Here is a 24,008-nt window from a genome sequence, read left to right on the forward strand (position 1 = left end):
GTGTCCCTTCGTCAAGATCATCATAAACTCAACAACCGTTATCCGGCAGGGTGTATTCCGAGGGTTTCCTATGGAGCCGGAACGTCCAGAATCTCACGCACGCGCACCACATCGTCATGCATCTGGGCAATCAGCGGATCGATACCCGCATAGGCAACCATCCCGCGCACCCGCTCCACGAAGCACACCTCAACCTCGCGGTCGTACAGGTCGATGTCCTGATCCAGCAGGAACGCCTCCACCTGCTTTTGTGGCACGCCGTCAAAGGTCGGGTTGTTGCCCACCGAGATCGCCGCCGCATAGCGCTCGCCCTCGCTGGTCAGCCAGCCCGCATACACGCCGTCGGCGGGAATGTAGCCGGTGGAATCGGGCGACAGGTTCGCGGTCGGGAAACCGAGTTCGCGACCGCGCTTGGCCCCGTGCACCACGGTCCCGCGCACGCTCGGATAGTGTCCCAGCAGATCGGCGGCGGCATCTACCCGGCCGTCGGCGAGCAGCTCACGGATCCAGGTCGACGAGGCACGACGACCCTCACGCGGCATCACATCATCGATGGCGACAACCTCGAAGCCCTCGATTTTGCCCTGCTCGGTGAGCGAGGCTACGTCCCCCGCGCCGCGGTGTCCGTAGCGGAAATCATCCCCGGCGAGAACCACCTTGGCATCCAGGGTCGCGCACAGGATCGAACGCACAAACGACTCGGGCTCAAGCGCCGACAGCAGCCGATCAAAGGTCAGCACCAGCACCGCGTCGATTCCGGTTTCGGCCAGCAGATCCAGCTTCTGATCGATCCCCGTCAGGGCGGTGGGTGCCTGACCCGGGGCGATCACGTGCAGCGGGTGACGGTCGAAGGTAACCACCACCGAGCGCAGACCGCGCTCCTCGGCGATCCCGCGCAGGCCCGCGATCACGCCGCGGTGACCGGCGTGGACGCCGTCAAACTTACCGATGGTCACGGCACTCGGGCCAAAGTCCAGCGGGACCTCGGTCAGGTCGCGGAAAACCCTCACGCGCGCTTTCCCTTCTGCTTGGCCAGCCAGAACAGGCCGAGAGCGGGCAGGACCAGCGGCACATAACCGTAGCCGCTGCCAAAGTGAGACCACACGGTGTCGTGCGGGAACAGGGCCGGATCAAAAATCGAGAGGAGACCAATCACAATAACCCCAACCATTTCGAAGCCGATGGTAATCCAGGCGACCCTGCGCCAGGTCGTCCCGGGGACGATCAGCGCGACCGTGGCGAGGATGTAGACCACCGCGGCGAGGGCCGAGAGGGTGTAGGCCAGTGGTGCCTGATCGAACTTGCCGATGATCTGGGTGACCGAACGCCCGGTCGCCGCCAGGGCGAGAATGCCGTAGATCGCCACGAGGACTCGGCCGACGCCGCTGATTCGCGGGGCGGCATCTCGCGTGGACGAAGTGGAGGCTGTGGGATTCTGGGCGGCGGGATCGGTGCTGTTCATGTCGAAGCCAATTCTATGCCCCTTCGTCCCACACTCCGGCAGTGGTCGGAGCGAGATGACAGGCGTTTCGCACGCGGGCATGGTGAGAGGGGTGAAATCCTGCGGGTTAGGCGGCCACCGTGGTCCAGATGACCTCCATCCGGATGACCATCACCGAGACCGCAAGCAGCCCGACCCCGACGATGACCGTGGACCAGCGGGTGCGATCCAGCAGCCCCCAGAACACGGCGGCGGCGGGGATGATCAGCGCACAGATTAGGTAGGCATAAAACTCGATCGGGTCGCCATAAATGTTGTTGCCGGTGGCCGGGGCGATGATCGCCACCACGAGCTGAACCAGCAGCAGGAGCTCCACCAGCGCGGCCGAACCGAGGCTCAGGTCGCTGGGTTTGCGGCCGATGAGGCCCAGCACCACACACAGGAGGCCCGCCAGGGCCGCGATCCCGGTAATGCCGTAGGTCAGCCAGGTGATCATGCCTGGGCCTCGGGGTTCTGCGGCGCTACCTGCGCCTCATCGGAGGGGAAGTTCACCAGCGACCGGGCACTGTTTTTGCCGGCCTGCACCAGGCCGATCAGTGCACCATTCGGGGTCAGCGCGGCAATCGGGCCGGAAACGTCCGCGGGGAAGCCTTCGATCCCGATCTTCTTACCGTGGCCGAGGTCGATCGCGCGCTGGGCATCCAGGGTGACGTGCGGGAACAGGGTCTTGGCGGCGGCGGCCGAGAAGATCAGCCGGGCGGCGGGATCCAGGTCTTCGAGGGTTACCGCATCGGCCACCGAGAACGGTCCGATCCGGGTGCGACGCAGGGCGCTCAGGTGTCCCCCGATGCCCAGATCGTTGCCGAGGTCCCGAGCGAGGGCACGAATGTAGGTGCCCGAGGAGCACTCGACCCGGACATCCAGCTCGATCCGATCCGCCAGGCGACGGGTTTCCAGAACCTCGAAGGCCGAAATGGTGACCGGACGAGCCTTGAGCTCGACGGTCTCCCCCGAGCGCACCAGATCGTAGGCGCGCTTGCCATCCACCTTGATCGCCGACACCTGGGTGGGCACCTGCAGGATATCGCCGCGGAGCACCTCGATACCGGCGGCGATGGCCTCCTCGGTCACCGCGGACACAGCCTCGGGCGCCGCGGTTTCCACGGTGTCCCCCTCGGCGTCATCGGTGGTGGTGGAGGATCCCAGCACGATCGTGGCGTAGTACTCCTTGTCCAGGCCCACCACGTAGGTGAGCAGGCGTGTGGCCGAGTTGATACCGAGAATCAGCAGACCGGTGGCCATCGGATCCAGGGTTCCGGCATGGCCCACCTTGCGGGTGCCCGCGAGACGACGGGTGCGCGCGACCACGTCGTGGCTGGTCATCCCGCCGGACTTATCCACCAGCACAATGCCTGAACTCACCAAAATCTCCTCGCCACACCGCCGTATAAAACCAGCCTCCATCCTCCCATATTCATCGGCGGGTCCCCGATTCACCTCGACCCGCGCCGCCCGGCTACGCTGGAAACGATGAACACCACCGACATTCCCCAGGCGCTGATCGACTGGTTCGCCCGCGAGGGCCGCGCCCTCCCCTGGCGCGAAGATGATTTCCCCGCCTGGGGCACCCTGGTGTCAGAGTTTATGCTGCAGCAAACCCCGGTGGCCCGGGTCATTCCACGCCTGGCCGAGTGGCTGGAGCGCTGGCCGACCCCCGCCGACCTGGCGGCGTCCCCCTCCGGGGAAGCGGTGCGTGCCTGGGCCAACCTCGGCTATCCGCGCCGGGCACTGTGGCTGCACCGGGCCGCCGTGCAGATAACCGAGCAGCACGGCGGAATCGTGCCGCGGGACGTCCCCACCCTGCTCGCGCTGACCGGCGTGGGCGACTATACGGCACGCGCGGTTGCCGTCTTTGCCTACGGGGACCGCCATCCGGTGATCGACACCAACGGTCGCCGGGTCATCGCACGCGCGATCCACGCCCAGGCCGAACCCGGCCCGCCCCGCGCCGCCGCGGACCTGGCCGATATGGCCGCGCTGCTGCCCGAGGATCGCGAGGCCGCCCGTGCCTTTAACGTGGCCATTATGGAGCTGGGACAGGTTGTCTGTACGGCGCGTTCGCCGCGGTGCGACGTGTGTCCGATCCGGGACGCGTGCGCCTGGGTCCAGGCAGGCTCGCCCGAATACTTCGGCCCCACCAAGGCCGTGCAGAAGACCTATGCGGGCAGCGATCGGCAGGTGCGCGGGCTGATTCTGCGTGAGCTTCGGGCCGCACATTTGCCGGTCACCGATGCCGAAATTATCGGGCTCTGGGAGGACCGGATCCAGCTGGATCGGGCCCTCGCCGGGCTCCTCGCCGACGGGCTGGCGGTGGAGTCCCAGGGCGGATACGTCCTGCCCTAACCCGCTAAACTGGGCGCATGACTAGCGCCGAAAACCCGCAGAACTTCACCCCCGAGCCCGGTTTTGAGGAGTTCGCAGCCGCAGACTCTCCCGCGTTCGAGATCGTGGCCGATGCCGAGCCCGAACTCGAGGTTTCCGGGGTGCTGCCGCCGCTGTTTGTGGCCGAATATCTGTACTCCGAGGACCTCGAGGCAACCCTCGCCGCACACCGTCCCGAGGAGGGCGTGGTGCCCACCGGTGCCGAGCGGATCCCCGGCTGGTTCTTCCAGGTCACCGCCAACGAGACCGTGCTGAGCGAGGACGCCGAGGTGTCCTTCGGCGACGACGTGGAATACGTCGTGGTGTTCAACGGTGCCGATGAGGCCGGGCTGCCCGGTGCCGTGGCCCAGGTCATTCAGGCCCTGATCGACCAGGTTGGACCGCGCGCCACCGAGTTCATCGCGCACAGCATCGGTGGTTCGGTGCAGGAGTTCGACGCCCAGTTCGCCGGAGCCTTCGACCTCCGCGTGGGTGCCCCCGAGCTGCTGACCGACTAGGTCGCGCCACACACCCGCGACACGGCAGACGGCGCGGCCTCCCCTTCCGGAGACCGCGCCGTCCGCGTTCCAGCTAGGCCGCGATACCGGCCGCCTGCTCATAGAGCGCCCGGGCAACCTCGTTGAAGGGGGCACCGTAAACGGTTTCCTCCATGACCGTGCACTCACCCTCCTCTGAGTACTCCGCGCACGTGCTTCCCGAGACCACGGCAACCTGGGTGCCCTTCCCCGTCGCGGGGTCAAAGTCCGCCAGGAACGGTCCGCCACTCACCCCGTGAGCCATATCCGAGGCGACGCCGATCATTCCCCATTGGGCGTTGTCCCGGGTGTCGCTTTCGGAGTAGTTCAGCCGCTCACCGCCGTAGGGGTTCTCGGGTTCGTTGGTGCGCTCGCGCGGATATCCAAAGACGTTCATCCGATCGGGGCGGATACCATCAAAGCTCACGGCCTGGGCACCAACCACATCCTGAATGGGGAGGTCTTCGAGTTTATCCAGCCTGAACGCGGCGAAATCGGTTGAGGGGGTAAACCGCTCGGGAGCAAAAATCTCGTTGACCGTCCAGCCGCCGTAGGGCATCTCACCGTCGTGATAGCCCGGCACAAAGAGGTAGTCCTGGCCGTGCGCACAGTGGTTGGCGGACATGATCACACTCTTGTTTTCGCTCTCCACCACGTTTGCGCTACAGCTACTCACCTGGGCATTTCCCTCCTCGTCGTAGACGTTGAAGAAGAGACGACCGGCGGTGCTGGCGATATCCCCACCGCCGGTCCACGGTGCACCCAGCTCATCTTCGGTTCCGAGGGGGATCCGTGCATCCCGCTTCTCGGTACCGCCGGGGATAAGCGGGTCACTACCCGCGGCCTCCCGCATTCGCTCGGGCGTCCAAAACTCCCGAATCTCGCCGGGCGATCGCTCAAGCTGGGTAGCCGACGCCGGAGCGAAGGTCCCCAAGCCCATTAGTAACACGGCCGAAACCGCGGTTGTCACATGCCATCCTCGAAACCCCATCATCACCCTTTCATCTGAAATATCTGATGGGCATTACGCTACGCGGTGGGATGTTCAGATGATGTAAACGAGTGGGAAATCAGAGAATGCGGCGGTCCACTGCCCAGCGGGACAACTCATGCCGGTTCGACAGCTGGAGCTTGCGCAGCACCGCCGACACGTGGGATTCAACCGTCTTGGTGGAGATGAACAGGTCGGCGGCGACCTCCTTATAGGAGTAGCCGCGGGCGATCAGCCGCATAACCTCGAGTTCGCGGGCCGAGAGTTTGTCGAGCTCATCGTCGATCTGGGCGACGTTTTGGGTGCCAAACGCATCCAGCACAAACCCCGCCAGGCGCGGGGAGAATGCGGCGTCTCCCGCGGCAACCCGGCGAATCGCGTCGTTGAGTTCTGCGGCGTCGATGGTTTTGGTGACGTAGCCGCGGGCACCGGCACGGATCACGGTGACCACATCCTCGGCCTGGTCGGAGACACTGAGCGCCAAAAACCGGGTGTGGGCCAGCAAATCCGCGCATCCCACGATGACCTCGGCACCGCCCCCACCCCGACCACCGGGCAGGTGCACGTCGAGCAGGACCACGGCCGGGAGGGTGTCGTGGATGGCCGCGATCGCCTGTTCAACGGTGGCCGCCTCGGCCACCACCTCGATGTCCGCGGCGAGGGCGCCGCGCAGGCCCGAGCGGAAGATCGCGTGATCATCCACCAGGACAACTCGGAGACTCTGGGGTTCGTGATCGCTCATACCTGTTCCTTCGGTGTATCGGGCAGCGGCATCCGCAGAGCCACCTCGGTTCCCTGCCCGGTATTGCGCAGGGTCGCGGTGCCGCCGTGTCGGGTCATCCGGCCCAGGATGGAGTCGCGGACCCCGTGGCGGTCCTCGGGCACCTGGTCCGGGTCGAAGCCCGGGCCGCGGTCGCGCACAAACACCTCACACGCGCCGGCACCCACTTCAAGATAGACCGAAATCGTGCCGGTCGCGTGTTTGGCGGCGTTCTGGATCGCCTCGCGGGTCGCCGCCAGTAGCGGTTCCAACCGGTCCGAGTGTGCGGTATCGCCGACGGTGACGATCTCGATGGTGCGTCCGTAACCGTCCTCGATCTCGGCGACGATTCCGCGCAGGCGCTCGGCGATGCTGCCGCCGGGATCGGGCTGGTCCGAGCTGATCCACGCCCGCAGCTCGCGTTCCTGGGCGCGCGCCAGGCGGCGCACATCGGCGGGGCTGTCCGCACGGTTCTGGATCAGCGCGAGGGTTTGCAGGACCGAATCGTGCAGGTGAGCGGCGATATCCGCGCGCTCGGATTCGCGGGCCCGGGCCGCGCGTTCGGCCCCCAGCTCGCGCCAATACTTGACAACCCAGGGTGCCAGCACCACGGCCAGGCCGCAGAGAATCGCGAAGGTGGCCAGCAGGGTTTGTCCGATCAGAACCTGGTCCACCGCGCCGGTGATCAGGATCAGGATACCGATCACCACCAGGGCGATTCCGGCGATCAGGCGCAGCGCCCCCGAGGAAACCCGGCCGCCGGCCGTGCGTCCCAGCGTCCCGGTATCCAGCTGGATCCAGGTGAGTCCCACACCGGTCACAATCGCGACGGCGGGCAGCCAGGTTTGCCAGTTGATGTGAACGCCCACCATCTCCAGCAGAATCGCCACCGCGATGCCCAGCAGCACCACACCCACGGCGATCTCCGGCAGGCCCATCTTCCACTGCCGCCAGGGGCGCCCGTCGGTGCCCGAGGGAGGGGTGGTGCCCGAGACACCCGGCTGGGGCACCGGCCCGGAGGCAGCCGGGCGACTCGGACCTCCCGATGTCGCCCCGGAATCGGGGTCGAACGTACCGGGACCGAATGGGGTTGGCGAGCTCTGCCCGGGATCAGCCGAGCGCGTACGCAGCCACGGCGTCACATTGCGGGCGAAGTTTTCGGCCACGTTGCGCGGATTGAAGTTGCGGTCGGCGGCGCGGTCCACATCGTCTTCACTGGGAACCAGCAGCCACAGCCAGGCGTACAGCATGGCCCCGGCACCGCCGAAGAAAGTCAGGGCGATCATCGCAACGCGCACCCACACCACCGGCAGGTTCAGGTGCCGGGCAAGACCCGCGCACACACCCGCGATCGCGCGGGATCGGGTTCTGACCAGGGGAAGACGCATGGGTCCATACAAGCACGCCCGCGCGGGGGCGACCAGCTGCAGCGCCGGAAATCCGGGGAACCCCGGACGCTCCCCCACCAGACTCAGGGTTTTATCAGGGTAGGCCCCCATAGCGGAGAATCCCGACTCCAGACCACACTGAAGATATGAACACGACCGATCCCGGTAACTCCGGCCCCACCCGCCCCGCCCGTGGCTTTTTTGACAGCATCCGTGACACACACATCGTGCGCTCCGAGTCGTCCTGGCTGGGTGGCGTCGCGGGGGGCCTCGCCCAGCGGATGGGCATCGATCCCATCCTGGTGCGCGGTCTCATCGTGGTGCTCAGTATCTTTACCGGTGTGGGGCCGTTCCTGTACGGACTCGCCTGGGCGTTCCTGCCCGACCGCAACGGCTACATTCACGCCGAAGCACTCCGCTACAGCAGGTGGGCGGCGGGCATGACCGGTGCCGTCATCGTTGGAGGTATCGGGCTTCTGAACATCCAGGTGGGATCGTTTTCTCCGTGGGACTGGGGGCGTAACTCCTGGCTGTCATCCCTGATCGTGCTGGCCCTCGTAATCGGCGCGACGGTGTTTTTCATCACCCGTCAGACCGGAGGCGGCTCACAGGCTGGCGGCACGCCGCCGGCCACCGGGTCCGATGATCGACGCTACCCGGATGGTGGCTCCCCCGGCGGCGACCCGACCGGAACTCCGTCCGGATACCCTGCACCCTTCGTGGCCCCGGCTCAGGGCCCGGCCACCGAGCCCGCACCCTTTGGCGCACCGGCACCGGCCACCGCGCCCCAGTCGGTAGACGAACTGCACGGGAACACGGGTGCCGCGGCACCCAGCCCGGCCCCCTCAGCGGCTGACACGGCGGTCGCGGATTCGTCAGCCACCGCACCCAACTTCGAGGTGCCCACCACAGATGCTCCCTCCTCAAGCGGTCCGACCGCGACGTTCTCGGGTCCGGCGTTCTCGGGTCCGGCGTTCTCGGGTCCGGCGCGGCCGGCTCAGCCCGCGCCGCAGAGCGCCCGAGACTCGCAGGGCGCCCGCATCCCGCATCCGCCGCATGTCCCCCACGCCGCCCGCCCGCCGCGCCCTCGCGTGCTCGGTCCGGGAGCCGCAACCGGACTGCTCTGCACCGGTCTGGCGTTTCTGGCCGGAGCCGCGGTGCTGGGAGTCTCCACGATCGCCGGCTACGGTTTCAACGGAAGCGCCCTGGCGATTGCCCTGGGTGTGGCCGCAGCCGTCTTCGCGCTCGGCGTGCTGATCAGCGGAATCCGCGGTCGGCACGGTGGATTCCTCGGTTGGATGGCGGTATTTGCGCTGATCGGCGGACTGTTCACATCGTTTGGCGGGCAGAGCCTCAACTGGGCCGCCGCCACATCGGCCACCTTCGTCCCCAGCACCGCCGCCGAGGCCGGGGATGGGTATGCCATCGCCGCAGCCTCCGGGACCATCGATCTCTCCCGAATCAGGGATCTGGACGGTAACGGACCGATCACCGTCCCGGTAAACGTCGCGATGTCCGACCTGCGAGTGTATGTCCCGAACGATGTCCGGGTCTCGGTGGATACGTCCCTGGCCCTCGCGGCCTCGAAGATCACCGGAGGCAGCGTGGATAACAAGCGTGGTGGCCTCTGGTTCGACAACTCCGCCGGCTTCGGTCCGAACTCCGAAAACGGCCCGCAGATCATCCTGGAAATCCGTGGCGCGTTCAGTAACGTCACGGTCACCGACAAGCCCCGAGTATCCGGCGAAAGCGCCGCGGTACCCGCCATCAGCAAGGGAGCACACTAGTGTCCACGAACACCCCGGACAAGAACGGGCACAACAGCGAGCCCGAGCAGGAACTGCGGATCGAGGATCTGGTGGCCGAGGCTCAGCAGGAGAACGCGGAGGATGCCCCCACCGCCGCACATCCGGTGACGCCCTCGACCGCCGATGAGACCGCCAGCGACGTACCCGCTCAGGACGATAGCGCCACCGCCGCGTATCCGCAGTCCACACCCGCGACCGCGCAGGACAGCATCCCCACCGCCGCGTATCCGCAGTCGACGCCCACAACCACGCAGGACAGCATCCCCACCGCCGCCTACCCGGAGCCGCACACCGCGACCCCGAACTACCCCTACGTTCCGCCCGCCGCGTATCCGACCGGGGCACCGGTGGCCGTGGGCACCCGGGTGGAGGCCCCGATCAACCGCACCCCGCGCGCGTTCACCATCGTCTGGGGCATGCTGCTCCTGGCCTTCGGGGTGCTGCTGGTCGCCAGGAACGTCTGGGACATCTCGGTGGATCCGATTACCCTGGCCTTCGCCGTGGTCACCGCCGCCGGGGTGGTCCTGGTGGGCTGCGGCATCGGCATGGTTGTCCGCAATGCCCGCAAATCGACGGGAGCAAAATAATGAACGGCTTTTTTGATGTGCTGCGCAAGAGCACCGTCCGGCGCGGACCCGATCGCCTGTTTGGCGGAATTTGTGCCGGTATCGCGACCCGCTTCAATTGGAACCCCACCGCGGTGCGGATCGGCACGCTGCTGGCGTTCCTCCTCCCCGGGATCGGAATCCTGACCTACCTGATCGTCTGGATCCTGCTGCCCTGGCAGGACGGATCGATCGTGCTGGAGCGCTGGCTGCGTCCCCGCGATCCGCGCTAGCAGGTCTCCAAATACGCCAAATCGCCCGGCTGTTCCCCACCACACCCACCATTCTTGGTAGGTTGGCGGTGATCAACCGGGCGATCGGCGTTTTCCGCGCAATCGCTCCCGCGACCAACCGGAAGGACCCGATGACCGATCCCATCCCGCCCCAGGGAATCCCGCAGCCATCACCACAGCCGACCGCCGCGCCCGCGCAGTTCGCCGCCGGTGCGGACTCCGCCATCCCCGGTGCCGAAGCCGCTCCCGTGCAGCCCACCGCCGTGCCCGCAGCCGATGCAGCCCAGGCGATCCCCGCCCCGTTTGGCGGGCACTCGGCCCCGGGCGTCCCTGCCATGGAAATCCGCGGGCTGGCCAAGCGATTCGGTGAGAAGATCGCCGTCAACGGCATCAGCCTCTCGATCCCCCAGGGTTCCTTCTACGGCCTGGTGGGCCCCAACGGTGCCGGTAAAACCACAACCCTGTCGATGGCGACCGGTCTGCTGCGCCCCGAGTTTGGCACCGCGCTGATCTACGGCGTGGACATGTGGGAAAACCCGGTCGAAGCCAAGCGCCTGGTGGGCAACCTGGCCGACGGCGTGCGCATGTTCGACCGCCTGACCGGCCAGCAGCTGGTCACCTATCACGGTCTCCTCTCGGGCCTGGACGCCGAAACCGTCGCGACTCGCACCACCGACCTGCTCGGCCTGCTCGACCTGCAGCAGGCTGCAAACACCCTGGTGGTGGACTACTCGGCCGGTATGACCAAGAAGATCGCGCTGGCCTGCGCCATGATCCACGCCCCGCGCCTGCTGGTCCTGGATGAGCCGTTTGAGTCGGTGGATCCGGTCTCGGCCGCGAACATCCGCGACATCCTGCACGGCTATGTGGCCGGGGGTGGCACGGTGATCGTGTCCAGTCACTCGATGGACCTGGTCGAGCGTATGTGTGACCACGTGGCCGTGATCGCCGCCGGTCGCGTGGTCGCCGCGGGCACCGTCGATGAGGTGCGCGCCGGATCGACGCTGGAGGACCGCTTTGTCCAGCTTGTTGGCGGCCGCCACCAGCAGGAGGGCCCCGAGTGGCTACGCAGCTTCTAGCCCCCGTCCCCGTTGCGACCAAGCAGCCCAGCATCGTGCGGGTGCTGGTCAAGCTGCGCTATCAGATCATGTGGAACTCGCTGCGCCGTAATACCTGGCAGCTGGTGGGCGCGATCATCGGTGCGCTCTATGGTCTGGGCATTCTGGGCATGGCCCTGGTGTCGCTGGTGGTGCTGGGGATCAATGCAGATCAATACACCGGTGTGATCCTGATCACCGTGGGATCGGTTCTGGTGCTCGGCTGGGGCATCGTCCCGCTGGCCACCGCGGGTGCCGATCGCACCCTGGATCCGGCCCGTTTTGCGATGTTCCCGATCTCCCAGAACTCCCTACGCTGGGGCACGCTCCTCGCCGGAGCGCTGGGGATCCCCGGGATCATCACCCTGCTGGTTTCGGCGCTGACCGCCCTGGCCTGGATTCGCTCGCCGCTGGCGGCGGTGGTCGCGGTGATCTGCGCACCAATCGCGCTGGTGACCTGCCTGCTGGTATCCCAGCTGGTTCTGACCCTGGCCACCCGGCTGGCGATGAGTCGCCGTTATCGCGAGATCATCGGGACCGTGCTGCTGGTGCTGATCATCCTGCTCGGGCCGCTGATCGCCGGACTCTCCGGTGGCATCGCCCTCTCCATCGACCTCTTCCCGTCTATCGCCGCGGTGGCCTCCTGGACCCCGTTTGGTGCGGTCTGGGCGGTTCCCACCGCGGTGGCAGCCGGGGATCCGCTGGGCGCGATCCTGCACCTGCTGGTCGCCCTGGCAAGCGTCGCACTGGTGTACTGGCTGTGGCAGGTGGCGTATGCTGCCAGCGTCAACGCCTCGGCCAGCCGCTCCTCCTCAACAGGGCGGGTGCGCGATGCGCGCGGTCCATTCCGTTTCTTCCCGGCGAGCCCGGCCGGCGCGATTGCCGCCCGCTGCCTGATCTACTGGTTCCGGGATCCCCGCTACGCGCGCAGCCTGATCCTGGTGCCGCTGATGCCGTTCCTGTTCTGGTTCATCACCCGGCAGACCGAGGGCGGCCCCGAGGTACTGGCGTTCGCGACCCCGTTTATGCTGCTGTTTGTGGCCACCGCGACGTTTGTGGACCTGGCTTTTGACGGCACCGCGTTTGCCGCCCATGTGGCCCACGGGGTGCGCGGCATCGATGACCGGCGGGGACGCGCCTGGGCGTTTATGACCCTGATCGTCCCGATGACCATCGTGATCGCCGTGATCGTGGCGGTCATCTCCGGCGGCGTTCACCTGCTCCCCGCGGTGCTCGGGGTGAGCCTGGGGATGATCCTGGCCGGAAACGGCGTCTCCTCGGTGGAATCGGCCTTCTTCCTGATGCCCGTACCCGACCCCGCGGACAGCCCCTGGGCCTCCAAGCCCGGTTCGGGTGTGCTCTCCCTCGCCGGTACGTTCGGCAGCATGGGCGCACTGCTCGTGCTGAGCCTGCCCGCCCTGATCCTGATGATCGTGGGCGCGGTCACCGGATCGGCGCTGCTGATCTGGCTGACCCTCCCGGTGGGCCTCGGCTTCGGGACGCTGTTCTACTGGATCGGTGTGCGCTGGGGTGGCCGGATCCTCGACCGCACGGCTCCGGACATGCTCACCCGCCTGACCAAGCACGCCTAGATCGGCGTACACAAAACCCCGCGTCCACATCGGACGCGGGGTTTTGTATGTGTATTTGGCTAGCCGTCGTTCACCGCGAGCGTGAGCAGGCGGGCGGCGTTGTCGGCGAGGAGGGCGTCGACGCGGTCGGCACCGAGGCGTACCTCGAGGCGCGGAATGAAGCGGCGGCCGAGGTATTCCAGGCCGGGCATGCCGCCGTAGGCGAGGTAACGGGAGGCTCGGGCGACGTCGCCGCCGAGCAGGATCCGGTCCGATCCGACCCGGGCCACCACGCGTTCCAGACACTCGAGGATCGCCTGATCCGGGGCCTCCCGGTGCCGAGCGGGGCCGTCATAACCGAGGTAGGCACCCGAGGCGATCAGATCCGCGTGTAGGCCCGAGTCCAGGTTGCGGTCGATGTGCGCGAGCACCACACGGTCCCGGGATACGCCGTCCCGCTCCAGCAGCTCCAGGACCTCGTGAGCCGCGGAACCATAGTCCAGGTGCACCATGATCGCGGCCCCGGTTTCGGCGTGAGTGCGGGCGACCGCGGCCAGCGCGCGCCGCTCGAACGGGCCGATCTGCCAGTAGCGGATCCCCGCCTTGAGCATGCCCGCGCGCACGTTGGACGCCGAGATTGAGGCAGCTGCCCCCGGATCCTCCCCGAACCCCAGGTGGATCTCCGCGGTCCAGCGCTCGACGAGCTCATTCTCGGAGAGCGCCCGAATCGGGTGCTCCTCGGGATAGTGCCCGCCGTGGTGCGCGCCGGTCACGTGCACCGCGTGTAGCCCCGCCCGCGCGGCAATCCGCGCGACCGCCGCCGGGTTTCGGCCGAGTCCCATCGGGGTTGCCTCGATCATCGCACCAAAGCCCGACTCGACCAGCGAGATGGCCTCGTGTCCCGACGCCTCCTCGTTGTCGAGTTCGTCCCCGGCCAGCAGGGGCGACACCTGGAACAGGTGCTCGTGATAGTTGGTGCGACCCAGCTCCTCGGGGGCGATATCGCCGCCGACGGTGCGGATGATGCCCGCGACGGTGCGGATGATGCCCGCGGCGGTTGTCACCCGCGGCGAAGTCTCGGGTACCACGCTCGGCCGCCGCGTCTCAGGCATCCGAGCCACCCGCCGCCAGCGCATCAAACCAGGGTTCCAGACGCGCATACGCGTCGAGGAATACCGGATATTCGCGGGCGTAGCGCGCGGTCGCCTCGGGGTTCGGCTCGTACCCGGTGCTCCGCTTGGACAGCGTCGCGGCCACCTCGAAGTTCTCGAAGATGCCCACGCCGACCCCGGCGACCACGGCCGCACCGATCGCCCCGGCCTCATCCACCAGGTCGCGCCGGGCGACCGGCATGCCCCACATGTCCGCGAAGATCTGCAGCAGCGCCGAGGCGTTGGCCGCCCCGCCAATGACGTCGATCCGGTCCACATCGGTCCCGCAGTCGGCGAACGCGCGCAGCCCGGTCAGCAGGTTGAACGCCACCCCCTCCAGCACCGCGCGGGTCATGTGCCCGCGGTCGTGATGGCGTAGCAGGCCCACAAACGCGGCGCGGGCGTGCGGGTTCCAGTAGGGCGAACGCTCCCCCAGCAGGTGCGGAAGGAAGTACAGTCCCTCCCCCGAGGCCTGCCGGTTCTCGGCCGCATCGAGCAGTTCGGCGTAGTCGGCTGCGGTCGCCGGGGAGAGTGTATCCACGATCCACTGCAGCGAGGCACCGCCCGCCTGCATCGTGGCGGTGGGGACAAAGCGGCCGGGGATCACGTGGTTGAAGGTCATCGAGCGCATCTGCGGATCGTAGAGCGGCGCATCCGCCGCGACCGATACCCAGGAGGACGAGCCCATGCACGCATACGCACCCGAGCTCGCGTCGGTGATGCCCGCCCCCAGCGCGGCCATCGGCCCATCGCCGCCACCGATGACCACGGGGGTTCCCGCCAGCAGCCCGGTGGCCCGGGCCGCATCGGCGGTGATGGTGCCGATGACCGTGGTGGAGTCCACGATCTCCGGGAAGATTTCTCGCGACAGCCCCGAGGCGGCGATCAGTTCCTCGGACCAGGTGCCCGCGCGCTGATCGTACGCGTTGGTGCTCGACGCATCCGAGCGATCGGTCACCTGCACGCCGGTCAGCTTGAACGCGATAAAGTCCTTGGCCAGCAGGATGCGACGCACCCGGGCAAAGGCGTCGGGTGAGGTATCGCGCAGCCACATGGTTTTGGACAGCGAATACGTGGGGTTCAGCCGGTGCCCGGTGATCTGGTACCCGCGCTCCATCCCCACCACATCAAGCAGCCGGTCGGTCTGCGCGGTCGCCCGGGTGTCGGCCCAGATGATCGAGGGGAACACCGGATCCCCGGCGTCATCGATGGCCACCACCCCCATCATCTGACCCGAGAAGGACACCACGTCGATGTCCTCGGGCTTCGCGCCAGCCGAGGCCAGCAGCTCACGGGTGGCCTGGGCGAGGGCGTCCCACCAGGCGAGGGGATCCTGCTCGGCCTTGCCGCCGAGCCCGAAGTCGGTGTCGTAGTGCACGGTCACCGCGGCGATCAGGCGGCCATCATTGGCCACCAGGGTCGCCTTATTACCGGTGGTTCCGAGGTCGTGGGAAATGATCATGGTGGGCTATCGCGACGAGACGATGGTCTTGATCTGCTCGGAATCGTGCAGGTTGGCCAGCGCCTGGTCGAAGGTGTCCAGGTTGAGCTTGGAGGTGATCAGCCCCTCGGTGCGCACGCGTCCGGTCTGCAGCGCAAACAGCGCGCGGCCCAGGCAGTGCACCTGCGCGTAGGATCCCTTGATGGTCAGCTCACGGCTAAACACCTCATAGGGCTTGATCGCCGCGGTGTCGTTTTCGCCGGCCAGACCGTAGACCAGCACCGTGCCACCGGTCTTGGTGTGGCTCACGGCGAGTTCCAGGACCGCGGTCGAACCGGTGGCCTCGATCACCGCGTCGAATCCGCGCGGGGCGATGTCGCGCAGCGCGGCCGAGGCGGCCTCGGGGTTTCTGCGATCCACCTGGACGGTGTGGTCGGCACCGAGTGCGGTGGCGACCTCGAGCTTGGAGGCGGTCGGTGCGGCCACGGTGACGCGGGCGGCACCCGCGGTCTTCAGCAGCTGGGAGAGGATCAGACCGGTGGGGCCGGCACCGAAGATCAACACGTCCGAGGCGGGCTTGAGGTTCAGGATGTCCACGCCGTGCACGGCGCAGGCGGTGGGCTCGGCGAAGACGGCCACGTCGGGGTCGAGGTCCCCGATCGGGTAGACCTTGCTGGAATCGACCACCACGTACTCGGCGAATCCGCCGGGCATGTTGCAGCCGAGCGAACCGAAGTTCTCGCAGAACAGGTCGTTGCCCTCGCGGCAGGCGTGGCACTTGCCACACAGCACGGTGTTGTCCACCACGACGTTGTCTCCGACAACCGCGTTGGCCTCACCCGGACCCAGCTCAACCACCTCGCCGACCATCTCATGGCCGGGAATCAGCGGGAACTTGGCGATGAATCCGCCGTGCAGCAGGTGCTCATCGGTGCCACACACGCCGGTCTGGATGACCCGCAGCAGCGCCTCGCCCGGGCCGGGAACCGGCTTCTCGATGGATTCGACGGCCCACTGGGAACCCTCTCGGAAAACAATTGCTTTCATGACAAACCTCTCGCACGAATTCGACGGTGAATACGGAAGAACGATGGCCGCGTGTGGGGACACGGGGCTGAATTCCTGATTTTTAGTAATACTACAGACAAATCGATGTGCGGCACGAATTATTGGGCTTAATTTGGCAATCTCGCCCAAATGTGCACGTTCACATTCTTAATTATGTAGTATTACTACCAAATCCACCCATCTAGGAGAACAATGAGCATCAGCGTAGATATTCCGGTTCCGCTTCGGGTCCACCCCAATGGGGACCTCACCGGCAACACCCGTCGCTACGAGAAGTTCCTCGGCGATATGGCCGGGGTCTACCGCGACGACGCGGCCTATCGGGCGGCAGTGGAAAAGCACGGCGCTGACACCCTGGTGTACTCGGTTGAGGAACACCGCTACTCCGATGAGGAGGGTGCGCTGGTGATCGGCACCAGCACCCTGCTGCCCGGCACCTACGGGACCGAGTTTGCGGTGACCCGCGGCCACATCCACGCGGTTGAGAACCGCGCCGAACTCTACTACTGCCTGGCCGGCCACGGTGTCATGCTGCTGGAGACCATCGACGGTCAGAGCGCCGCGGTCGAACTGACCCCGGGCGAGGCCGTCAACGTGCCCGGACACTGGATTCACCGCTCGATCAACGTGGGCACCGAGCCCTTTGTCACCCTCTTTACCTATGCGGCCGACGCCGGCCAGGACTACGCGATCATCGGCGACGCCGCCGGGATGAAGGAGCTCGTGGTCACCGATGGACACGGCGGCTGGGCGAGCGTGGCCAACCCCGAGCACACCGGATACCGCGTGGATGTGAACGCATGAGCACGCGGGAAGCCGACGCAGGAGCTGCGGCGAGCGCGCAGATCTCCGCGGAGTCCCCCGCGGACCCCTTCGCACTGCTGAGCGAATTCGGAATCGTCCCCGTGGTCGAGATCCCCGAGGCTCGATTCGCGGTTCCGCTGGCGCGCGCCCTGGCCGAGGCCGGACTCACCACAATCGAGGTGACCATGCGCACCCCCGACGCCCTGGAGTCCATCCGCCAGATCGCCACCGAACTCCCCGAGTTCTACGTGGGTGTGGGCACCCTGTTCACCCCGGCCAACGTGATCGACGCACAGGCCGCCGGGGCCCGGTTCGGGGTCTCCCCCGGATATACGCCGCTGCTCGGCCGGACCGCCCGCGAGGCGGGACTGCCCCTGATTCCCGGGGCGGCGACCGCCTCGGAGATCATGGCCGCAGTTGAGGACGGCTTCGACACCGTCAAGTTCTTCCCCGCCGAGCTCAACGGCGGAGCCCAGGCCCTCTCGGCCCTGCTGGCCCCGCTGGCCGCCTCGGGCCTGCGCCACGTGATGCCCACCGGCGGCGTGACCCCCGACAACCTCGGCGACTATCTGCGCATCCCGCGCGTGATCGCCGCCGGCGGCACCTGGATCGCCCCGCGAGCGCTGATCCAGGCCGGCGAATTCGACACCATCCGTGACAACGCCGCGCGCGCCCTCACCCAGGCCCGCGCGCTCCTCCGCGATAAGGACACCACCAAATGAGCGCCCCCGTTACCCTCACCGCCGACACCCTGATCCCGGCCACCGCCCCCACCATGTACTTCATCGGGGTGACCACCGGGTCGTCCTCGATCCGCCAGGTGTTCCCGCTGTGGGCCGCCGAGCTGGGCCTCGGCGACGCTGTGCTGGTGGGCATCGACCTGCCGCTGCACGCCCCCGCCGAGCAGTATCGACGCGTGGTCGAGTTCATCAAGAACGATCCGCTGAGCCGCGGCGCCCTGGTCACCACGCATAAGCTCGACCTGTTTGCCGCGGCCCGCGACCTCTTTGATGAGGAGGATCCGCTGGCGACCCTGATGAACGAGATCTCGAGTATCTCCAAGCGGGATGGCCGCCTGATCGCCCACGCCAAGGACCCGATCTCCTCGGGCCTCGCGCTCGACGCGTTCCTCTCCCCCGCGCACCTCACCCGCTACAACCCCGACGTGTTTGTGATCGGGGCGGGCGGATCGGCCATCGCGATCTCCTGGTACCTTTCCCGGGCGGAGCGGGCTGCGCACCCGCGCGAGATCATCGTGGCCAACCGCAGCCAGCAGCGCCTGGACGACCTGGCCGAGGTGCTGGCCGCCTCGGATCCCCGGGTCCCGGTGACCGTGCGACTGACCCCCAAGCCCGAATTGAGCGACGCGATCGTCGCCGATCTGCCGGCGGGCTCGGTCATTATCAACGCGACCGGCCTCGGCAAGGATGCCCCCGGATCCCCGCTGACAAACGCGGTGGTGTTCCCGCAGGATGCGATCGTCTGGGACCTCAACTACCGCGGCGACCTGATCTTCCTCGACCAGGCTCGCGCTCAGGATCCCGCGCTGAACGTCACGGTGGTTGACGGCTGGGTGTACTTCCTGCACGGCTGGACCCAGGTCATCGCCGAGGTCTTCGATGTCACCATTCCCACCTCGGGACCGAGCTTTGACGAGCTCTCCCGCCTGGCATCGAGCACCAAGGGCTAGCGCGATGCCCGGAAAGATTCTGGTGACCCCGCGCTCGCTGACAGCCGAGGATGCGGCCACCCATCCGCTGCTGGAACCGCTGCGCGCGGCCGGATTCGAGATTGTCTCGGGCCCGGCCGGGCGCCAGCCCGAGGCGGCCGAGCTACGCGACCTGGTGGGCGATATCGACGGCTGGATCGCCGGGGTGGAGCCCATCGACGCCGAGACGCTGGCGGCCGCCGGAAACCTCCGAGTGATCAGCCGCAACGGGGCCGGGGCCGATGCGATCGACCTCGCCGCGGCTACCGCCCGCGGCATCCGGGTCGAGACCGCACGCGGGGCCAACGCCCGCGGCGTGGCCGAACTGGCCCTGGGCCTGATCCTCGGATCGCTGCGCCAGATCCCCGCCGCCAACACGCTGCTGCACGAGGGCGGCTGGGCCCGCACACGGGGACGCGAGGTCGCCGAGGTGACCGTGGGCATCGTCGGGTTTGGGGCGATCGGTCGCCACGTGGCCGCCACGATCCTGCAGCTGGGCGGGCGCGTGGTGGCGTTTGATCCGTTTGTGACCGAGGCACCCGAGGGCGTGGAACTGGTGAACCTGGCCACCCTGTTCCGGGTGTCCAACGTGGTGACCCTGCACGCGCCCCCGCCCGCCGATGGGACCGCGCTGGTCGGCCGCGACCAGCTCGCGCTGCTGCCCACCGGGAGCGTGCTGATCAACACCGCTCGCTCGGCGCTGGTGGATCACGCGGCGGTGCTGGACGCCTACGCCGACGGCACCCTGACCGCCTATGCGGTGGATGCGTTCGCAACCGAACCCCCGGTCCTGGACGCGGTGCTCTCCCACCCGCAGACCCTGCTCACCCCGCATATCGGCGCGTTCACCGGGGCGAGCACTCAGCGCGCCGCCGAGGCCGCCGTGGAGAACCTTCTTGCCGCGCTCACCGGGCAATAGCACTAGGATGCATAGGATGGAGAGCACCTCGCAAACATCACTCTTTGAGCGTCTGAAAGAGTCTCTCGATTCTCTGCGTAAGTCCGAACGCAAGGTCGCCGAACTGGTCACCGAGGACCCCACCTTCGTGATGGAATCCTCGATGTCCGCGGTGGCCGCCCGGGCCGGGGTGTCCGAGCCCACGGTCATGCGCTTTTGCACCGGACTCGGCTTCGACGGGTTCCAGGCCTTCAAGTTGGCCCTCGCCCAGGCGCTGATTCTCGGGGTTCCCTCGGTGGAATCGGCGATGAACCGGGGAGACTCGGTGGCCGAGCTGGCGAGCAAGATCTTCGATCAGACGATCTCCAGCATCGACCGCTCCCGTCGTTTCCTCGATCTGGATCAGATGGAGCAGGCGGTGACCGCGATCCTCGGCTCGCGTGCGCTGGTCTTCATCGGTCTCTCGGCCTCGGGTTTGATCGCCCAGGATGCGCTACAAAAGGCGCAGCTGTTCGGGATCCCGTGCAGCGCCCCGAGCGACACCCACCAGCAGTTCATGGCCGCGGCGATGACCGATCCGGAAACCACCTTTGTGGTCATCTCCAACACCGGGCGCACCCGCTCGACCATGCGGGTCGCCGAGATGGCGCGCTCACGCGGTGCCACGGTGATCGGCATCAGCGGGGATGATGACACCCCGATGATGCGGGTGTGCGACGTCAAGATCGTGGCCAAAACCTTCGAAAACACGGATATCTACACGCCCACGGTCAGCCGACTGGCGGGGCTCGTGGTGATCGATATCCTCTCGACCGCGGTGTCGCTCCGCCGCGGCGAGGCCCACTTTGCCGACTTCGAGGCGATGAAGGCGGGCCTGGCCGGCTACGCCCGAATGAGCGATCGCGAAACCGATTCAGGTTCCGCCTCGTTCGACTAGGGAGCCGACACAAACGGGCCGCGAAGCATACGCTTCGCGGCCCGTTTTTCGGTACTCGGATGCAGAATAGATCGATCAGGCGACCCGATGGGCGCGGTGGTTTAGGCCAGTTCGGCCAGCTCCGCGGCGCTCAGGAAATACGGCTCATACTCGGTTCCGGTAAAGTGCTCGCGCATGAGAGTGGTCCAGCGCACCACCGAGGTCAGCGGGCGGTGGTTAATGATGATCTGCTGCGCCTGACCGGCCTCGTTGAAGTTGATCACCACGACACTGCCGATCGGGTTGCCGCGGAAGATCGCGGTGTAATCCTCGACGAAGCCGTTGTCACCATAGGGGCCCACAAAGTTGAACTCCTGGTAGTCGTAGAGGGTACGTGCAAAGCCGAGGATGGTACGCACGGCCTCGGGGCCGCGCAGGATGCCGTTGAGCACCGAGGCTTCCAGGGTCACGTCCTCGGCCAGGTTGCCTAACCATTCGGGGGTGTAGTCGGTGCGGTGGGTGGCGGGGTTTCCCGAGCCGAGATAGCTGGTCATGATGGTGTCCTTCGGGGGTTAGTTGTCAAAGAGGCGCAGGGCCGAGAGCCAGGTGGTGTACGGGTTGACCCGTTCGGGATAGCGCGCGGTGAGGGCGGTGAAGAATTCCAGCCGGGTTGTGGCGGTGCCCAGGATCTCCTCGGCGTCGCGCAGGTAGCGGCGGGTTTCGTCCACGTTCAGTGGGGAATCATCCCGAGATGCGTCCTTATGCCCGGCAATCGTCGCGGCCGGATTCAGCGCCTCCACGGCGTCCAGGGCGCGGTGCCAGGCCTCGAAACCGCCATCCCGAGCCTCGGCGAGGTACAGGTGTACGTTGTTGTAGACGATGTCGCCACCCACCACCAGGCCCAGGGAGGGGACGTGCAGCACCGTGGTGTCATCCATGTCCGAGTGCCCCACGGAAATCGAGTACAGACGCTCCCCGTCGAGCTCGATTCCCGCCGCGGGTGCCGCCTCAACCGGGAAGGTGATTGTGGTGGGCAGCTGTTCGGGGAACAGCGTGGACCACAGCGCACCGGGTGTGCCATCGGCGGTCTCGGCCACGATTCGCGCGGTTGCGGCCTCCCCGGCATAGACCTTCGCCTCGGGGAACCGCTCGAGGAGCTGGGCGGTGCCCAGCCAGTGATCGGCGTGGGCGTGGGTGATGTAGATCCCGATCAGGCGACGCTCATGGGCGGCGATCCAGTCGGCCAGCGTCTCGGTCTGGGCGGCGGTAATCGGAGGGTCCACCAGGACCGCATCGCGCTCCCCAAAAATCAGGGTGTGGGTCAGCGGCGACCAGTTAGGCTGCTCCCCGCTGGGCAGCGGCGCACCGGTGATCGGGGCGAGCCCGGATACCAGGGTGTCATAGCGCAGGGTGCCGCTCATCGGGTCACCTCGCGCATCAGGGGGTTTATGGCTCGCGACATCTTCGCTCCTCTCATCGGCACCCTCGGTGCCCATGACAGAAGCGTACGCCTTTTACCCATGTCGGGCAATCGGTGCGCAAGTTTCCCCTGAAACGCTCAGAAATCTAGGCGACGATGACCTCGATACCCTCGGCACGCAGCTGATCCAGCACGTCCACGGGGGCGGACTCGTCGGTGACCACCACGTCGATATCGCGCAGTGAGCAGGTAATCGACATGGCCGAGCGGCCAAACTTGGACCCCTCGGCGATCAGCACCACGCGTCGCCCCGAGGAGAGCATCGCCCGCTTGGCGGCCGCATCTTCCAGATCATGGGCCGTGACACCCTCATCAAGGGACGCGCCACAGCAACTGAGAAACACGGTGTCGAAGCGCAGCCCCCGCAGGGACTGCTCCACGAGCGGGCCCACGATTGCCCCCTCGTCGGGATTCACCGCACCGGCGGGCAGGAGGATGCGAGCGGTGGGGCTTCCCGCGAGGGCGGTAAGCGCCTGCACGCTAAAGGGCATGATCGTCAGCCGACGATTCACCAACTGACGGGCCAGCTCGGCCCCCGTGGTGCCGCTATCCACGCAGACAGCCTCGCCATCCACGACCAGGGCGGCCGCGGCGATCGCGATGCGCTCCTTGGCCGCCGAGGACTCCAGCTTGCGCATTGCAAACGGCATCCCCTCCCCGCGCATGCGCACACTCACCGCACCTCCGCGCACCCGGCGCAGAATGCCCGCCTGGGCGAGCTGGTCGAGGTCGCGACGCACGGTCACCTCGGACACCGAGAAGCGTGAGGCAACCTCGCCAACCTCCACGCGTCCGCGGGACTGCAGGGTTTCCAGGATGGCCTCGTGCCGAGTGTTTCCGCTCATGACCCAAAGATACACCCAAAATGTTCATTTGAAAGGGTTTGGGATCAAATCCCAACGGAAACATCGAGACTTCCGCTCATTGGCGGCCCACACGCCCCCACTAGACGGTCATTTGACATGTTCATTCGAACATATAGGATGATTACTCGATCGCATTTTGTGATCGGGAAGGACGGCAACCGCCGATGACAACACACCTGCTTGTGGACTATGGCGAGGTAATCTGCGTGGCCCAGCCCGCACTCGCCGCGGCCGGAATGGCCGCCCTGGTCGGCATGGCCCCCGGCGACTTCCACGAACGCTACTGGCGTTTTCGCGAGGAGTACGATCGCGGACAGCACGCCCACGAGTACTGGGCCGAGGTGCTGGGCCGCCCGGCCTCTGCCGAGGAACTCGCCGAACTACGTCGCCTGGATCTGGCCGGCAACATCCACCTGAACTTCGACACCCTCGAGGCGCTCCGGGATGCCCACCGCCGCGGTGCCCGCCTTACCCTGCTCTCCAACGCCCCGCAGGACCTCGCCGATGCCGTGAGCAGATTCGCGGCGATGCGGGAGATTTTCTCGCTCATGCTGTTCAGCTGCGAGCTGCGGATGGTCAAACCCGGGACACAGATCTTTGAAACGGCGCTGGCCGTGACCGAAACCACGCCGCGGGAAACCCTGTTCATCGATGACCGCCGCGAGAACATTGAGACCGCGATCGCCCTGGGCCTCCAAACGCATCACTTCACCGGTGCGGATCGTTTGGACGCCGACCTGGCGGGAATCGATTTTGGCCAGGCACGCAGCGAGCGCCGCCCGTGGCCGCTGTCCATTCTGCGAAACCGAACATCACCCAGCTGAC

Annotated in this window: 26 protein-coding genes; 13 read left to right on the forward strand and 13 right to left on the reverse strand. The window is 66.9% G+C overall.

The annotated features are described in order from the left end of the window. Positions 1-68: 68 nt before the first annotated feature. The 4 genes from D9V34_RS08190 to truB form a co-directional block, all read right to left on the reverse strand. A complete protein-coding gene (locus D9V34_RS08190; RefSeq protein WP_121688330.1) occupies positions 69-1,010 on the reverse strand; it encodes a bifunctional riboflavin kinase/FAD synthetase in 942 nt (313 codons plus the stop codon). Then, positions 1,007-1,462 carry a hypothetical protein gene (locus D9V34_RS08195; RefSeq protein WP_245991963.1) on the reverse strand — a complete coding sequence of 152 codons (456 nt, stop codon included), beginning with the start codon at positions 1,460-1,462 and terminating at the stop codon, positions 1,007-1,009. The genes D9V34_RS08190 and D9V34_RS08195 overlap by 4 nt, the downstream gene beginning before the upstream one ends. 106 nt (positions 1,463-1,568) lie before the next feature. Continuing rightward, the gene (locus tag D9V34_RS08200; protein ID WP_121688331.1) at positions 1,569-1,937 is read right to left on the reverse strand and encodes a hypothetical protein; all 369 of its coding nucleotides are present in this window, start codon (positions 1,935-1,937) and stop codon (positions 1,569-1,571) included. Further along, positions 1,934-2,866, reverse strand: coding sequence for a tRNA pseudouridine(55) synthase TruB (truB, locus tag D9V34_RS08205; RefSeq protein ID WP_121688332.1), 933 nt, complete (start codon positions 2,864-2,866; stop codon positions 1,934-1,936). The genes D9V34_RS08200 and truB overlap by 4 nt, the downstream gene beginning before the upstream one ends. 105 nt (positions 2,867-2,971) lie before the next feature. Between truB and D9V34_RS08210 the strand changes: the two genes are divergently transcribed. Both D9V34_RS08210 and D9V34_RS08215 read left to right on the forward strand, forming a co-directional pair. Continuing rightward, positions 2,972-3,844, forward strand: a complete 873-nt coding sequence (locus tag D9V34_RS08210) for an HhH-GPD family protein (RefSeq protein ID WP_121688333.1) — start codon at positions 2,972-2,974, stop codon at positions 3,842-3,844. A 17-nt stretch (positions 3,845-3,861) separates the two neighbouring features. Next, on the forward strand, positions 3,862-4,380 hold the full coding sequence (locus D9V34_RS08215) for a hypothetical protein (RefSeq protein WP_121688334.1): 519 nt from the start codon (positions 3,862-3,864) through the stop codon (positions 4,378-4,380). 73 nt (positions 4,381-4,453) lie between these two features. On the opposite strand, the gene D9V34_RS08220 is transcribed toward D9V34_RS08215, so the two are convergent. The 3 genes from D9V34_RS08220 to D9V34_RS08230 all read right to left on the reverse strand — a co-directional run bounded on the left by D9V34_RS08220 (position 4,454) and on the right by D9V34_RS08230 (position 7,537). Beyond that, the gene (locus D9V34_RS08220; RefSeq protein WP_183091908.1) at positions 4,454-5,368 is read right to left on the reverse strand and encodes a trypsin-like serine protease; all 915 of its coding nucleotides are present in this window, start codon (positions 5,366-5,368) and stop codon (positions 4,454-4,456) included. Positions 5,369-5,468: 100 nt separating this feature from the next. Further along, positions 5,469-6,131, reverse strand: coding sequence for a LuxR C-terminal-related transcriptional regulator (locus D9V34_RS08225; RefSeq protein ID WP_121688336.1), 663 nt, complete (start codon positions 6,129-6,131; stop codon positions 5,469-5,471). Beyond that, positions 6,128-7,537 carry an ATP-binding protein gene (locus D9V34_RS08230; protein WP_121688507.1) on the reverse strand — a complete coding sequence of 470 codons (1,410 nt, stop codon included), beginning with the start codon at positions 7,535-7,537 and terminating at the stop codon, positions 6,128-6,130. Before D9V34_RS08230 ends, D9V34_RS08225 begins: the two co-directional genes overlap by 4 nt. Positions 7,538-7,683: 146 nt before the next feature. Between D9V34_RS08230 and D9V34_RS08235 the strand changes: the two genes are divergently transcribed. The 5 genes from D9V34_RS08235 to D9V34_RS08255 all read left to right on the forward strand — a co-directional run bounded on the left by D9V34_RS08235 (position 7,684) and on the right by D9V34_RS08255 (position 12,872). After that, positions 7,684-9,324: a PspC domain-containing protein gene (locus D9V34_RS08235; RefSeq protein ID WP_121688337.1), complete on the forward strand. Its 1,641-nt coding sequence runs from the start codon at positions 7,684-7,686 to the stop codon at positions 9,322-9,324. Further along, positions 9,324-9,932 (forward strand): hypothetical protein, encoded by a 609-nt coding sequence (locus tag D9V34_RS08240; protein WP_121688338.1) that lies wholly within the window; start codon positions 9,324-9,326, stop codon positions 9,930-9,932. Before D9V34_RS08235 ends, D9V34_RS08240 begins: the two co-directional genes overlap by 1 nt. Further along, positions 9,932-10,183: a PspC domain-containing protein gene (locus D9V34_RS08245; protein WP_121688339.1), complete on the forward strand. Its 252-nt coding sequence runs from the start codon at positions 9,932-9,934 to the stop codon at positions 10,181-10,183. Before D9V34_RS08240 ends, D9V34_RS08245 begins: the two co-directional genes overlap by 1 nt. A 131-nt stretch (positions 10,184-10,314) precedes the next feature. After that, positions 10,315-11,262, forward strand: a complete 948-nt coding sequence (locus tag D9V34_RS08250; protein ID WP_121688508.1) for an ABC transporter ATP-binding protein — start codon at positions 10,315-10,317, stop codon at positions 11,260-11,262. Continuing rightward, on the forward strand, positions 11,244-12,872 hold the full coding sequence (locus D9V34_RS08255; RefSeq protein WP_121688340.1) for a transporter: 1,629 nt from the start codon (positions 11,244-11,246) through the stop codon (positions 12,870-12,872). Before D9V34_RS08250 ends, D9V34_RS08255 begins: the two co-directional genes overlap by 19 nt. A 59-nt stretch (positions 12,873-12,931) precedes the next feature. Here D9V34_RS08255 and D9V34_RS08260 read toward each other — a convergent pair whose 3' ends face one another. Genes D9V34_RS08260 through D9V34_RS08270 form a run of 3 tightly spaced genes read right to left on the reverse strand, consistent with a single transcriptional unit; the run spans position 12,932 to position 16,490 of the window. Then, positions 12,932-13,915: a phosphotriesterase family protein gene (locus tag D9V34_RS08260; protein WP_245991964.1), complete on the reverse strand. Its 984-nt coding sequence runs from the start codon at positions 13,913-13,915 to the stop codon at positions 12,932-12,934. Between the two features lie 40 nt (positions 13,916-13,955). Next, entirely contained in the window at positions 13,956-15,464 is a 1,509-nt protein-coding gene (gene xylB, locus D9V34_RS08265; RefSeq protein WP_121688341.1) for a xylulokinase, read from the reverse strand. A 6-nt stretch (positions 15,465-15,470) separates the two neighbouring features. Then, positions 15,471-16,490: a zinc-dependent alcohol dehydrogenase family protein gene (locus D9V34_RS08270; protein ID WP_121688342.1), complete on the reverse strand. Its 1,020-nt coding sequence runs from the start codon at positions 16,488-16,490 to the stop codon at positions 15,471-15,473. Between the two features lie 213 nt (positions 16,491-16,703). On the opposite strand from D9V34_RS08270, the gene D9V34_RS08275 reads away from it, so the two are divergent. Genes D9V34_RS08275 through D9V34_RS08295 form a run of 5 tightly spaced genes read left to right on the forward strand, consistent with a single transcriptional unit; the run spans position 16,704 to position 20,858 of the window. Beyond that, complete coding sequence (locus tag D9V34_RS08275; protein WP_121688343.1) at positions 16,704-17,315, forward strand: glucose-6-phosphate isomerase family protein; 612 nt, start codon at positions 16,704-16,706, stop codon at positions 17,313-17,315. Further along, complete coding sequence (locus D9V34_RS08280) at positions 17,312-18,037, forward strand: bifunctional 4-hydroxy-2-oxoglutarate aldolase/2-dehydro-3-deoxy-phosphogluconate aldolase (RefSeq protein ID WP_121688344.1); 726 nt, start codon at positions 17,312-17,314, stop codon at positions 18,035-18,037. Before D9V34_RS08275 ends, D9V34_RS08280 begins: the two co-directional genes overlap by 4 nt. Next, positions 18,034-19,005: a shikimate dehydrogenase family protein gene (locus D9V34_RS08285; RefSeq protein WP_121688345.1), complete on the forward strand. Its 972-nt coding sequence runs from the start codon at positions 18,034-18,036 to the stop codon at positions 19,003-19,005. Before D9V34_RS08280 ends, D9V34_RS08285 begins: the two co-directional genes overlap by 4 nt. Positions 19,006-19,009: 4 nt before the next feature. After that, positions 19,010-19,942 carry an NAD(P)-dependent oxidoreductase gene (locus D9V34_RS08290; RefSeq protein ID WP_121688346.1) on the forward strand — a complete coding sequence of 311 codons (933 nt, stop codon included), beginning with the start codon at positions 19,010-19,012 and terminating at the stop codon, positions 19,940-19,942. Between the two features lie 16 nt (positions 19,943-19,958). Beyond that, entirely contained in the window at positions 19,959-20,858 is a 900-nt protein-coding gene (locus D9V34_RS08295; protein WP_183091909.1) for a MurR/RpiR family transcriptional regulator, read from the forward strand. A gap of 101 nt (positions 20,859-20,959) precedes the next feature. Here the strand turns inward: D9V34_RS08295 and D9V34_RS08300 are convergent, their stop codons facing one another. From D9V34_RS08300 to D9V34_RS08310, 3 genes are all read right to left on the reverse strand, one after another. Further along, a complete protein-coding gene (locus tag D9V34_RS08300) occupies positions 20,960-21,391 on the reverse strand; it encodes a hypothetical protein (RefSeq protein WP_121688348.1) in 432 nt (143 codons plus the stop codon). Positions 21,392-21,409: 18 nt separating this feature from the next. Further along, positions 21,410-22,258 carry an MBL fold metallo-hydrolase gene (locus tag D9V34_RS08305; protein WP_220700561.1) on the reverse strand — a complete coding sequence of 283 codons (849 nt, stop codon included), beginning with the start codon at positions 22,256-22,258 and terminating at the stop codon, positions 21,410-21,412. Between the two features lie 145 nt (positions 22,259-22,403). Further along, entirely contained in the window at positions 22,404-23,162 is a 759-nt protein-coding gene (locus D9V34_RS08310) for a DeoR/GlpR family DNA-binding transcription regulator (RefSeq protein ID WP_121688349.1), read from the reverse strand. A 185-nt stretch (positions 23,163-23,347) separates the two neighbouring features. On the opposite strand from D9V34_RS08310, the gene D9V34_RS08315 reads away from it, so the two are divergent. Beyond that, the gene (locus D9V34_RS08315; RefSeq protein ID WP_121688350.1) at positions 23,348-24,007 is read left to right on the forward strand and encodes an HAD family hydrolase; all 660 of its coding nucleotides are present in this window, start codon (positions 23,348-23,350) and stop codon (positions 24,005-24,007) included. Position 24,008 lies beyond the last annotated feature (1 nt).

The sequence above is a fragment of the Mycetocola lacteus genome (genome assembly GCF_003667575.1).
GTDB classification, from domain to species: Bacteria; Actinomycetota; Actinomycetes; order Actinomycetales; family Microbacteriaceae; genus Mycetocola; species Mycetocola lacteus.

Coding starts and splice junctions, on each gene's coding strand:
- D9V34_RS08275 (WP_121688343.1), top strand. CDS start 16,704: ATGAGCATCAGCGTAGATATTCCGGTTCCGCTTCGGGTCCACCCCAAT.
- D9V34_RS08245 (WP_121688339.1), top strand. CDS start 9,932: ATGAACGGCTTTTTTGATGTGCTGCGCAAGAGCACCGTCCGGCGCGGA.
- D9V34_RS08225 (WP_121688336.1), bottom strand. CDS start 6,131: ATGAGCGATCACGAACCCCAGAGTCTCCGAGTTGTCCTGGTGGATGAT.
- D9V34_RS08295 (WP_183091909.1), top strand. CDS start 19,959: ATGGAGAGCACCTCGCAAACATCACTCTTTGAGCGTCTGAAAGAGTCT.
- D9V34_RS08315 (WP_121688350.1), top strand. CDS start 23,348: ATGACAACACACCTGCTTGTGGACTATGGCGAGGTAATCTGCGTGGCC.
- D9V34_RS08235 (WP_121688337.1), top strand. CDS start 7,684: ATGAACACGACCGATCCCGGTAACTCCGGCCCCACCCGCCCCGCCCGT.
- D9V34_RS08200 (WP_121688331.1), bottom strand. CDS start 1,937: ATGATCACCTGGCTGACCTACGGCATTACCGGGATCGCGGCCCTGGCG.
- D9V34_RS08250 (WP_121688508.1), top strand. CDS start 10,315: ATGACCGATCCCATCCCGCCCCAGGGAATCCCGCAGCCATCACCACAG.
- D9V34_RS08285 (WP_121688345.1), top strand. CDS start 18,034: ATGAGCGCCCCCGTTACCCTCACCGCCGACACCCTGATCCCGGCCACC.
- D9V34_RS08305 (WP_220700561.1), bottom strand. CDS start 22,258: ATGAGCGGCACCCTGCGCTATGACACCCTGGTATCCGGGCTCGCCCCG.
- D9V34_RS08215 (WP_121688334.1), top strand. CDS start 3,862: ATGACTAGCGCCGAAAACCCGCAGAACTTCACCCCCGAGCCCGGTTTT.
- D9V34_RS08195 (WP_245991963.1), bottom strand. CDS start 1,462: ATGAACAGCACCGATCCCGCCGCCCAGAATCCCACAGCCTCCACTTCG.
- D9V34_RS08280 (WP_121688344.1), top strand. CDS start 17,312: ATGAGCACGCGGGAAGCCGACGCAGGAGCTGCGGCGAGCGCGCAGATC.
- D9V34_RS08290 (WP_121688346.1), top strand. CDS start 19,010: ATGCCCGGAAAGATTCTGGTGACCCCGCGCTCGCTGACAGCCGAGGAT.
- D9V34_RS08270 (WP_121688342.1), bottom strand. CDS start 16,490: ATGAAAGCAATTGTTTTCCGAGAGGGTTCCCAGTGGGCCGTCGAATCC.
- D9V34_RS08310 (WP_121688349.1), bottom strand. CDS start 23,162: ATGAGCGGAAACACTCGGCACGAGGCCATCCTGGAAACCCTGCAGTCC.
- D9V34_RS08210 (WP_121688333.1), top strand. CDS start 2,972: ATGAACACCACCGACATTCCCCAGGCGCTGATCGACTGGTTCGCCCGC.
- D9V34_RS08230 (WP_121688507.1), bottom strand. CDS start 7,537: ATGCGTCTTCCCCTGGTCAGAACCCGATCCCGCGCGATCGCGGGTGTG.
- D9V34_RS08300 (WP_121688348.1), bottom strand. CDS start 21,391: ATGACCAGCTATCTCGGCTCGGGAAACCCCGCCACCCACCGCACCGAC.
- xylB (WP_121688341.1), bottom strand. CDS start 15,464: ATGATCATTTCCCACGACCTCGGAACCACCGGTAATAAGGCGACCCTG.